Consider the following 11185-nt stretch of genomic DNA (forward strand, 5'->3'; position numbering starts at 1 on the left):
CACCAGCGGCATGGCCATGGCACAGGCTTCGGCGACACCGATGACAAGACCGCGGCGATCGCTGATCGATGCGGCGCCGGGCCCACCATCGAGGGTCCGGTTTCGGCGCTGCTCCTGCTGGCAACCGGACGCGAATCGGCTGCCCTGCATTATCTCAGTGGCGATGGCGCGGGTTGCTGCGGAACGGCTGACTTCTGCCGGCGGCTAGCTGCCCTGCCCGGCATCGCGGTAGCCCTCAAGGAGCCGCAACCACACTTCGCTGATGGTCGGGAAACACGGCACGGCATGCCAGAGCCGGCTGATGGGCACCCGGCCGACCACGGCAATGGTGGCCGAGTGCAGCAGTTCGGCAACCCCGGGCCCGACGAATGTGACGCCGAGCAAGTATTCGCCGTCGGCGTCGACCACCATCCGCGCCCGACCGGTGTAGCAGTCGGCGTGCAGCTTGGCGCCCATCACCGCCTCGCCGATCTCCACGTCCACCACCTGCACCCGGTGGCCGGCCTGCTGCGCCTGCTCGGCGGTGAGGCCGACCGCGGCGGCTTCGGGGTCGGTGAAGAACACCTGCGGGACCGCGTGGTGGTCGGCGGTGGCGGCATGCGCGCCCCATGCCGCGGTGTCCAATGGCTTTCCGGCCGCCCGGGCGCCGATCGCGTCGCCGGCGATACGTGCCTGGTACTTGCCTTCGTGGGTCAGCAGCGCCCGGTGATTGGCGTCGCCGCACGCGTACAGCCACCCGTCGTCCACCGCTTTCACCCGGCAGGTGTCATCGACGTCCAGCCAGTCACCGGGGGTCAGTGCGACGGTGTCCAGTCCGATGTCGTCGGTCAGCGGCGCCCGGCCCGTCGCGAACAGGATCTCGTCGACTTCGAGCTCTCTGCCGTCGGTCAAGTCGAGCCGCACCGGGCCCGCGGGGTCGGCGCGATGCAGTTTGGCGACCGAAACACCGGTGCGCACATCGACACCCGCGTCGGCGAGCCCGCGGGCGACGTATTCGCCGACGAAGGGTTCCATCCGCGGCAGCAGCCCGGACCCACGCACCAGCAGCGTCACCGCGGCGCCCAAACCCTGCCAGGCGGTGGCCATTTCGGCGCCCACTCCCCCGCCGCCGACGACAGCGAGCCGGCCCGGTACCGAACTGGAGTCCGTGGCTTCACGATTGGTCCACGGTCGCGCGTCGGTCATGCCGGGAATATCCGGAAGCGCTGGTCGGGTGCCGGTGCAGATCACGACGGCATGCCGAGCGGTGAGCGTCGTGACGTCGCCGCCGGGTGCGCTGACAGCCACCCGCCGTGGCCCGTCCAGTCGCGCATGGCCCCGCACCAGCGTCGCGCCGATTCCGTTGAGCCAGTCCGCCTGGCCGGTGTCGTCCCAGTCCCCCACATAGCGATTACGGCGGACGAAGACCTCGGTGGTATCGATCGAGGAGCTGACGGCCTGTCGTGCGCCGGCGACGCGGCGGGCATCGCTGAGCGCGAGCACCGGCCGCAGCAGGGCCTTGCTGGGCACGCACGCCCAGTAGGAACATTCACCGCCGACGCGCTCACGTTCGACGACCGCTACCGTCAATCCGGCGGCTCGGGCACGGTCGGCGACGTTCTCACCGACGGGTCCGGCCCCGAGCACAACCACATCGTAGGTTTCGGATTCGTGCATCGAGTCGACCCCCTCGAGGTTCCCGCTTGGTGGCGGTTGGCGCCTCTCAGCATGCCGGAGCACCGGGGTTCGCGATAGCCTCGCGCACGGTGGGACCTAGCGCAGGGCCGCACCGACGCGCTCGGCCGCGCAGGCCACCGCCGCGTCACGCGCCGCGCTGGCCTCGTCCTCGGTCAGGGTGCGATCCGGGGCCCGGAAGCGCAGCGCGAACGCCAGCGATTTGCGGCCCTCCCCAACCTGCGGGCCGGTGTAGACGTCGAACAGGGCGATGTGCTCCAGCAGCTCGCCGGCCCCGTCACGCACCGCATCGGCCACCGACTGGGCGGTCACCTTCTCGTCGACCACCAGCGCGACGTCCTGGAAGACCGCGGGGAATGGTGACACCCGCGGCGCCGGCAGCGACGCAGCGATCGGGATGGCATCCAGGTTCAGCTCGACTGCGCAGGTGCCCTTGGGCAGGCCGGCGCGTTCGATGACGGCCGGATGCAGCTGCCCGGCGTGGCCGATCAGCGTCTCGCCGACCAGCACCTCGGCGCAGCGGCCCGGGTGCCACGGCAGGTACGCCGCGGCGCGCAGCGTGACCTCGACACCGCTGGCGCGGGCGATGATCCGAGCGGCTTCGATGGCGTCGGCGGCCTCGACGGGCCGGCCCGGTCCCCAGGGGCCGCGGGGTTCGATTAGCCCGGTCAGCCCCACCGCAATGTGCTGCGGTTGGTGCGGCAGGGCGCCGTCGATTCCGGCGATCTCGGCGTCGGTGGGCCGACGATCCACCGGGACGGCCGGCAGGGCGGAGTCGCCCCGCGCCGGCTGCACCACCTGAGCGATCGAGAACAGGGCGACATCGCTGATGCCGCGCGAAACGTTGCGCACCAACGCTTCCAGCAGCCCGGGCAGCAGTGTGCTGGCCAGCTGCGGCCGGTCGGCCTCCAGCGGGTTGAGCACCGACACCGTGGCGCGGCGCGGGTCATCGTCGGTGAGCCCCCAGGCGTCGAAGACACCGGCGGGCAAAAACGGTGTGGTGAGCACCTCGACGTAGCCGGCCAGCGCCAGCGACTTGCCGATCGCGCGGCGGCGCCGCTGGGCATCGGTCAGGCCGCGGCCGGCCGGCGCCGTCGGCAGCACCGACGGGATGGATTCCAGCCCTTCCAGGCGCAGCACCTCCTCGACCAGGTCGGCTGGCTGGCGCAGGTCGGGGCGCCAACTCGGCGGGGTGACGGTCAAGACATCGGAACCCATTACCGCGCAACCGATCTGGGTCAGTCTCCGGGCGGTGGTGCCCTCGGGGTAGCCCACCCCGGCGGTGCGATCGGGCAGGTCGGCCGGGATCTCGATCGCCGGCTGCGACCAATCCTGGACCGGGGGGTCACCGCGCCAATCGGTCAGGGTGGGTTCGACGACTCCCCCGGCGATCTCGGCCAGCAGCGCCGCGCAACGGTCCAGCACCGCCACCGAGATGGCCGGGTCAACCGAGCGCTCGTAGCGTCGCGCCGCCTCGCTGGGTAGGTGCAGGCGCCGGGCGGTCCGCGACACCGCCGCGGGGTCCCAGATCGCGGCCTCGAGCAGCACGTCGGTGGAGTCGTCGCGCATTTCGGTGCTGCCCGAGCCCATCACGCCACCGATCGCGGCGGTCGCCGCGTCGTCGACGATCAGCACGTCGGCGGGATCCAGCTTGCGTTCGATGTCATCGAGGGTGGTGACGGTCTCGCCGGGCCGGGCGAAGCGCACGTCGAACCCGCCGATGATCCGCGCCCGGTCGTGGGCGTGCATCGGGTGGCCGAGTTCGAGCATCACGTAGTTGGTGGCGTCGACGGCCGGAGAGATCGCCCGGATGCCGCAGAGCAGCAGGCGACGCTGCAGCCACCACGGCGACACCGCCGCCGGGTCGATGCCGGTGACGCCGCGCAGCGCGAACCGGCGCACCCCGGTGCCCGGCTGCACACTCAGCGGCCACGCCTGGCCCTCGTTGGGCAGTGCGGGCACGACCTCGCGCGAGGCCGGGTCACGGAAGTCCAGATCCAGGGCACACGCCAGGTCCCGGGCCAGCCCCCGCACCGACATGCAGTAACCGCGGTCGGGGGTGATCGCCAGCTCGTAGACCACGTCGTCGAGGCCGAGCACCTCGGTGGCGTCGGCGCCCGGCTCCGCGGTGCCGGGCGGCAGCACCAGGATGCCGGAAGAGTCTGCGGCAACCCGCAATTCGGCTGTCGAGCAGATCATTCCGTCGGAAGTGCGGCCGTAGGTCTTGCGGGTGGCGATGGCGAAGTCGCCGGGTAGCACCGCGCCGGGAAGTGCCACCACCACCAGATCGCCCACCACGAAATTGGTGGCGCCGCACACGATCTCGCGTGGCTCGACTTCGCCGACGTCGACGAGGCAGGCCCGGATCGGCTTCTTGAACTCGGTGAGTTCCTCGATCTCGGCGACCCGGCCCACTTTCAGCGGCCCGGTGACCGGCCCCAGGGTGTGCACCGCCTCGACCTCGTGGCCGACCCGCAACAGCGCCTGCTCCAGCGCGTCGGCGGAGAAGTCGAAGCCCGGCGCGCCCGCGGTCAGGGCCTCCCGCAACCAGCTGTAGGGAATGCGCATCAGGCACCCACCCCGAACGGCAGGGAGAACCGCACATCGCCCTCGACCATGTCACGCATGTCGGGAATTCCGTTGCGGAACTGCAGGGTTCGCTCCAGCCCCATGCCGAATGCGAAACCGGAGTACTCATCCGGGTCGACGCCGACGGCGCGCAGCACATTCGGGTGCACCATCCCGCAGCCGCCCCACTCGACCCAGCCGGCGCCGCCCTTGCGGCCTTCGAACCAGATGTCGACCTCGGCGGAGGGTTCGGTGAACGGGAAGAAATGCGGTCGGATGCGGGTCTTAGCGGCCGGCCCGAACTCGGATCGGGCGAAGGCGTCCAGGGTGCCGCGCAGGTGCGCCATGGTCAGCCCGCGATCCACTGCCAGCCCCTCGACCTGGTGGAACACCGGCGTGTGGGTGGCGTCGAGTTCGTCGGTGCGGAACGTGCGCCCGATCGAGACGACATAGACCGGCAGATCGCGGGCCAGTAGGGCACGGATCTGCACCGGAGAGGTGTGGGTGCGCAGCAGTTGGCGTGAGCCGGCCGGGGCGATGTGGAAGGTGTCCTGGTCGCTGCGCGCCGGGTGGTCGACGGGGAAGTTCAGCGCATCGAAGTTGAAGTGCTCGGCTTCGACCTCGGGGCCCTCGACCACCTCCCAGCCCATCGCCACGAAGGTGTCGGCGACGTGTTCGGCCAGCATGGTGATGGGGTGCCGCGCGCCGGCGGGCCGGCGCGCCGAGGGCAGCGTGACGTCGATGCTTTCGGCGGCCAGCACGGCGGCGTCGCGTTCGGCGCGCAGGGCCGCCAGCCGCTCGTCGTAGGCGCGTTGGGCTTGCGCGCGCGCGGCGTTGACGCGCTTGCCGGCGTCGGCGCGGTCGGCTTTGTCCAGTCTGGCCAGGGCCTGGCGGGCCAAAGCCAGCGGCGCCTTGTCACCGAGGTGCTCGGTCTTGGCGTGCGCCAGCGCGTCGAGATCGGCGGCGGCGTCAAAGGCCCGCTGCGCTGCGTCCAGCGCCGAATTCAGGGTCGCGTCGGAGACGACGGACGGGTCAACGGGTTGATCGCCCACGCGGCGCGACTCTCCTTGCTGGCTGGGTTGGCTCGGGCCCGGTTCGAAATCGGTCCAGGGCGCCTCGGCCGGAATGCTGGCCGGTCCAAATCATATAGACCGCGGCGTGCCACGCCGCAGCGAGCACGACGATTGCCCGGCCGAGGCGCTGCTGGCACTTTGTTCGTCCGACATTCTTGTCCAGGGAGTGACAGTGCCCATCAGCGCAAGCGAGGCCCGCAAACAGCTTTTTCCGCTGCTGGAGCAGGTCAACACCGACCACCAGCCGGTGCGCGTCGCGTCGCGCGGTGCTATCTGTGGCGGTCTGCGGGAACGCCCGGCGGCTGATGGAGGCCGGCGCCGCGCCCCGGATTGGCCACCCCGACAAAGTCGATTGCTGAGCCGCGGGAGATGGCCGGCGGCGAGGCGTGAAGGAGATCCGCTTCGATCCCGCCGGCTGGGGGACGTCCCATTGTGGCTCGGCTCCGACGTGAAGCTGGCATGTCGCCTCGTCAGGATGAGCGCGGAGAACCAGCGGGATCCGTTCGACGGGATCGGCGAGCCCGAACCGCTGAAAGGCGAGCCGTCCGGCTACTGGTCGCCTCGCATCGACGACCAGCACCGGCTTGACTGCCGCGCCCACGACGACGAGGCCAGAATCTTCCAGGCCCGCCGCTACCACTACTGATAGCCGAGAGCCCCGCACGCGGTGGACGTGCGGGGCTCTCGGCCGCGTGCGCTAGCTGCCGGTCGCGGGCTCTGCTCCCGCGCCGCCGGCGACGCCCTCGCCGCCGGCCGTGGTAGTGGGCGCCGTCGGCTTGGGAGGCGTTACGCCCTTCTCGGAACCAGACGAGCCGCCGGTGCCACCGCTGCCGCCCGAGCCGCCCTTGATGCTGCCGACGCCTTCGCCGCCGTCGCCGCCGTGACCGCCGTCGCCACCGTGGCCGGTAGTGCCGGTTGCGGTGCTGCTGCCGCCGTTACCGCCATTTCCTCCGGCGCCGACAATTACGCCCTGGCCGTTGGTCGGTGCAGTCCCGCCACCAGCAAGGAGGTCGCCGCCGTCACCGCCGTCGCCGCCGGTGCCGCCGTTGCCCTTTTCGCTGCTGCCGCCGGCACCGCCGACGCCACCGTTGTGGGCCCGCCAGGTCGCGTCGCCGCTGTCACCGCCCGCGCCGCCCTTGCCGCCGTCGCCAGTGGTGCCGGTGCCACCAACTCCACCGTTGCCGCCGGTGCCGCCGGAGCTGAACACGTTGCCGCCACCGGTGCCGTCGGCGCCGGTGCCGCCGGCACCGCCGTCACCACCGGTCTTGCCGTTGCCGCCGGCACCGCCGTTGCCGCCGCTGCCGGCGAAGTTCAGGATCTGGCCCTTGCCGGCCAGGTTGCCGTTGACGTCGTTCCAGCCGGTACCGCCGTTGCCCGCGCCGCCGTCACCGCCCTTGCCACCGACGCCACTGGCGCTAGCGCCGCCGGCACCGCCATTGCCGCCGCTGCCGCCCGTGATGGTGCCCTCACCGCCGTTACCGCCGTTGCCACCTGCGCCGCCGTCGCCGCTGTCGGTGGCGTCCTTGCCGCTGTTGGCAGCGGCGCCACCGGCACCACCGGCGCCACCGGAACCGCCCCAGATAACCCGGGCGCCGGCGTCGTCGGCGGCGGATCCGCCGTCGCCGCCGTCACCGCCGGCTCCGGCGTCACCCGTTACGGACGCTCCACCAGCGCCGCCCGCGCCGCCGGCACCGGAGACACCGAGGATGGTGCCGGAGCCGAACTTGCCGCTGAACCCGTCGATGCCCCAGGTGCCGTCGGACTTCCAGCCGGTCGCGGTGCCACCGGCACCACCGTCACCGCCGGCGCCACCATTGCCGGAGCCAGTCGCGGCGCCGCCCTTGCCGCCGGCGCCGCCCGCACCGCCGTACTGGGTGCCGGCGTTGCCGTTACCACCATCGCCGCCGTTGCCGCCGTTCCCGGCGCCATTGCCGACGCCACCATTGCCGCCGGCGCCGCCGTTGCCGCCCTTGGTCAGGGTGTTGGGGTCATTTCCGGCGGGCTGGTAGGCGTTGCCGCCGTTACCACCGTCGCCACCGCTGCCGGATGTGGTGCCGCCAGCGCCACCGTTGCCGCCGGCCCCACCGTTGCCGCCGGTAGTTGGGTTGAAGACGGTGGGTCCGCCGGGATTTGAGTCGTCGCCTGCGGGCGGAGTGACGTAGCCGCCGCCATCGCCGCCGTCGCCGCCGTCGCCGTTGGTGCCACCTGTGCCGCCGTCGCCGCCGGCGCCGCCGTTCGGGTGGAGGACGCCGTCGGAGTTGGCACCGTTACCGCCATTGCCGCCGTGCACGCCGCTGGAGTCTGCGACTCCTACGCCCTTATCACCGGCGGCGCCGGCCGCCCCGCCGGTGCCGCCGGTGCCTGCTGCGCCGCCGTCGCCGCCCTTGCCCACAGCGCCCGCGTTACCGGCGTTGCCGCCTTTACCGCCGGAGCCAAAGCCGTACTGGCCCTTGTAATTCCAGTTGCCGTCAGCGCCGTTACCACCGTTGCCGCCCGCGCCGCCGGCACCGCCCTGGCCGCCCTTACCGCCGTCACCGTTGACGCCCTTGGTGCCGTGCTCCGAGGCGCCGCCGTTACCGCCCGCGCCGCCCTTGCCGCCGTCGTAGCCCGCACCACCGTTGCCGCCGTTGCCCCCGGCGCCGGTGCCGCCGTTGTCGAAGGTGCCGTCAGCGCCGTGGCTGCCCGTCTCGCCGACGTCGCCCTTGCCTCCTGCGCCGCCCTTGCCGCCGTTACCGCCGTCACCGGAGACGGAGCTACCACCGGCTCCACCGGCGCCCCCGACGCCACCGGCGCTGTGCGAACCGTCACCACCGGCACCGCCGTTACCGCCGTCGCCGCCGTCGCCGAATGTTCCGCCGTCGCCGCCGCTGCCGCCGGCACCGCCCTTGCCGCCGTTATTGCCGTCGCCGCCATTGCCACCGTTGCCGCCGTGGTCGTGGGTGGCATCGGCGTCGGCTCCGTTGCCGCCGGCGCCGCCCGTGCTGGCCTCGACGGGTTTGCCGCCCTCAGCGCCGTCGGCACCCGTGGCACCGGCGTTGTCCCCGGAACCGCCACCGGCACCGCCCGCGCCGCCGTGACCGCCCTGGCCGTTCTCGCCGGCCTTCCCGCCGTTGCCGCCGTTGCCGTCCCCGCCGTTAGCCCAGGTCCCGTCGGCGCCCTTGCCGCCATCACCGCCCGCGCCCTCAGCACCGCCGGCGCCGCCGGCCCCGCCGTTGCCGTTCTTTCCGGCGACGCTGCCCGCACCGCCACCGGCTGCGCCGGCCTGGCCGCCCTGGCCGCCCTTACCGCCGTCGAAGCCGTCGCCGCCCTTGCCGCCGGGCCCGCCGTTGCCGGTTCCACCGTTTTCGAAGGTGCCGTCGTCGCCGTTTGTGCCCTTGGCCCCGTCGTGCCCGGCGCCGCCAACACCACCGACACCACCGTTGCCGCCGTTGCCCGCGTCGGTGCCACCGACGCCCCCGGTACCACCGACGCCGCCGGTGCCGCCTTCCGCGCCCTGGTAGGTGCCGCTGAGCCCACCGGCACCGCCGGTACCGCCCGTGCCGCCGTTGCCGACCTTGCCGCCGTCACCACCGGTGCCGCCGTTGCCACCGGTACCGGCCCCATGGGCCTCATTGAAGCCAGCACCACCGGCACCGCCGGTCCCGCCCTGGCCGCCGTTGCCGCTCTCGCCGCCGCTGCCGCCGGTCCCGCCGGCGCCGCCAACACCGGCATCGTGATTGGCGTCGGCGTCCATGCCGGCGCCGCCGGTGCCGCCCTGCCCGCCGTTGCCGTTGACCGTGCTGTCCTTGCCGGCTGCGCCGGCGCTACCGAGCGATCCGCCCTTGCCGCCTTCGCCGCCCTTGCCGGCCTCGCCGCCCGCACCGCCGTTACCGCCGGTGCCACCGTCGCGGTGGTCGGCGTCGCCGGCCGCGCCGGTCCCGCCCTGGCCACCCGAACCGCCAGCACCACCAGCTCCGCCGGCGCCGCCGCTGCCGAAGATCGCTTTCGTGGCGTTGCCGCCCACACCACCGGTGCCGCCGACGCCGCCCTCGCCGCCGTTCCCGCCGACTCCACCGTTGGTGCCCCAAGCACCGGTCGCACCGGTGTCACCGACCGCACCCGCGCCCCCGGCGCCACCTGCACCGCCGATGCCGAACAGCCAGCCCATGGCGTCGCCGCCCTTGCCGCCGTCGCCGCCCAGCCCGCCGGCCCCACCGGCACCGCCGATGCCCATGATCGAGCCGCCCAGGCCGCCATTGCCGCCATCGCCGTCATGGCTGTCCGCCGTGCCGGCACCGCCGGCCCCGCCGTTGCCGAATAGTCCGGCGTTTCCGCCGTCACCGCCGCCTCCGGCGCCGTCCTCGCCGCCGCCATAACCGGCCCCGCCGTCCCCGAACAGCCAGCCGCCGTTGCCGCCGTCCGGGTTCTCCGCGGTACCGTCGGCGCCGTTGCAGATCAGGCCGCAGTAATCCGAGTCCTTGAACAGCGAGTTGATGAACTCGAGCGTGCCGGCGTTCGCCGGATTCTCGATCCACGCCTCCACGGCCGTGTGCATCGGCGTGTAGAACAGCGTGTTCCACAGCGACGTGATGTCGAACGCCGGAGTCGAGTCGGCGGCCACACCCGGGTCAGCCGAGCTGAACCAGGAGCTGATGTCCCAGGCACTGCTGTCCCAGCCGCTGCTGTCCCATCCGACCGTCGAATCCGAGACCGGGTTGAACAGATCGGTCAGCCAGTCGAAGTCGAGGTCGGCGCGCGCCGTGGGGGCGGTGGCCAGCGGAGCCATGCCGAAGGTCAGGAACGCCGCCACCGTGCCGCCGGCGCCGACCAGCCGCTTACCTGCCCGGCGGCCGTTGTTCCGACGCTGCTCCCGACCTGCCATGATTCCCCGCTTCTGCGCTGAAGGCGACCTGTGTAGAACTGAACAAATAGATGGGTTGTTCACGCAGACTATTCCAAGGAACGGGGTTCCTCCACTCGAGTGCGGGAATCCGTTGCCGCGGTTTGGCGTCCGCGACGGGCGCTTACTCGGCGGCGGGGGCCTCGCGGTGAACCGCCTTGAGCCGGTACATCATCAGATCGGCGGGCACCCCGCTGGTCTTAGCCGACAGCACCTGCCGGCGCGCCCGCTTGGCCACCACGCCCAATTCGTCGAGGTCGGCGGGGTCGATGCGCTCCAGAGTCGACCCGGACACCACGATGCCGCCCTTGACGGCGCGCTCCATGACTCGTGCGGCGATGTTAACGTCCACGCCGAGCCAGTCGTCGGCCAGCCGCTGCGGCCGGCCGGTGTGAATACCGGCCCGCATGCGCGGCGTGAAGCCGTTGACCTCCACCGTGCCGATGGCCTGCTGAGCCTGCAGCACCGCGCTCACCGCGACCAGCGGATCACGGAACACCGCCATGATCCCGTCGCCCATCCGTTTGACGATCCGACCCCCGGCATCCAGCAGCGGCGGTTCCACCGCCTGCGACACCCGCCGCAACAGGGTGAGGGTGGCGTCATCACCGGAGCGCAGCGACCACGTTGAGAAACCGACCAGGTCGGTGAAGACCAGCGTCGCCTCGGCGTTGGACGGCGCCCGTGACATCCGCTCGGTCAGCGCCTGCCAGATCTGCAGCGCCCCCAGGCTGACCTCCCGGGAGGCCGCCGACCGGTCGCCCATCAACCGGCCCGCCGCCCGAGCCGCGGCCTGCGGTCCCCCGTCACCGGCCGTCGACAGCGGGTCGCCGAACTCCGGGTCACCGGGCAGCGCCCGGCGCACACGCCGGACCAAGTCCACTACCCGCACGTCGTTGGTCGCCCGGTTCAACCAGGCCGCGGCCTCGTCGAGGGAGAACGAACGGCGGCGGCTCGCACTGGTCTGTTCCGGAATCTCCACCACCTCCTC

General features: G+C 72.5%; 5 protein-coding genes and 2 pseudogenes. 2 read left to right on the plus strand and 5 right to left on the minus strand.

Annotated features, from left to right (window positions below):
• Positions 1 to 204 precede the first annotated feature (204 nt).
• From A5694_RS15160 to pheS, 3 genes are all read right to left on the minus strand, one after another.
• Positions 205 to 1656: a dihydrolipoyl dehydrogenase family protein gene (locus A5694_RS15160; RefSeq protein ID WP_064922645.1), complete on the minus strand. Its 1452-nt coding sequence runs from the start codon at positions 1654 to 1656 to the stop codon at positions 205 to 207.
• A 96-nt stretch (positions 1657 to 1752) separates the two neighbouring features.
• Complete coding sequence (pheT, locus tag A5694_RS15165; RefSeq protein ID WP_064922646.1) at positions 1753 to 4242, minus strand: phenylalanine--tRNA ligase subunit beta; 2490 nt, start codon at positions 4240 to 4242, stop codon at positions 1753 to 1755.
• A complete protein-coding gene (gene pheS, locus A5694_RS15170; protein ID WP_064922647.1) occupies positions 4242 to 5294 on the minus strand; it encodes a phenylalanine--tRNA ligase subunit alpha in 1053 nt (350 codons plus the stop codon). The genes pheT and pheS overlap by 1 nt, the downstream gene beginning before the upstream one ends.
• A gap of 73 nt (positions 5295 to 5367) precedes the next feature.
• Here pheS and A5694_RS25310 point away from each other — a divergent pair.
• Positions 5368 to 5544: pseudogene (locus A5694_RS25310) on the plus strand (hypothetical protein); the annotation flags it as partial.
• 157 nt (positions 5545 to 5701) lie between these two features.
• Positions 5702 to 5961 (plus strand): annotated as a pseudogene (locus A5694_RS25185) (Txe/YoeB family addiction module toxin).
• A 51-nt stretch (positions 5962 to 6012) separates the two neighbouring features.
• Here the strand turns inward: A5694_RS25185 and A5694_RS24110 are convergent.
• Both A5694_RS24110 and A5694_RS15185 read right to left on the minus strand, forming a co-directional pair.
• On the minus strand, positions 6013 to 10176 hold the full coding sequence (locus tag A5694_RS24110) for a PGRS repeat-containing protein (protein ID WP_064922648.1): 4164 nt from the start codon (positions 10174 to 10176) through the stop codon (positions 6013 to 6015).
• A 142-nt stretch (positions 10177 to 10318) separates the two neighbouring features.
• Positions 10319 to 11176 carry an adenylate/guanylate cyclase domain-containing protein gene (locus tag A5694_RS15185; RefSeq protein ID WP_428844278.1) on the minus strand — a complete coding sequence of 286 codons (858 nt, stop codon included), beginning with the start codon at positions 11174 to 11176 and terminating at the stop codon, positions 10319 to 10321.
• Positions 11177 to 11185: the final 9 nt, after the last annotated feature.

The sequence above is a fragment of the Mycolicibacter sinensis genome, from assembly GCF_001667945.1.
GTDB lineage: Bacteria > Actinomycetota > Actinomycetes > Mycobacteriales > Mycobacteriaceae > Mycobacterium > Mycobacterium sinense_B.

Excerpts from the sequence above, each read along its gene's own strand:
- A5694_RS15160 (WP_064922645.1), bottom strand. The coding sequence starts at position 1,656 with ATGCACGAATCCGAAACCTACGATGTGGTTGTGCTCGGGGCCGGACCC.
- pheT (WP_064922646.1), bottom strand. The coding sequence starts at position 4,242 with ATGCGCATTCCCTACAGCTGGTTGCGGGAGGCCCTGACCGCGGGCGCG.
- A5694_RS24110 (WP_064922648.1), bottom strand. The coding sequence starts at position 10,176 with ATGGCAGGTCGGGAGCAGCGTCGGAACAACGGCCGCCGGGCAGGTAAG.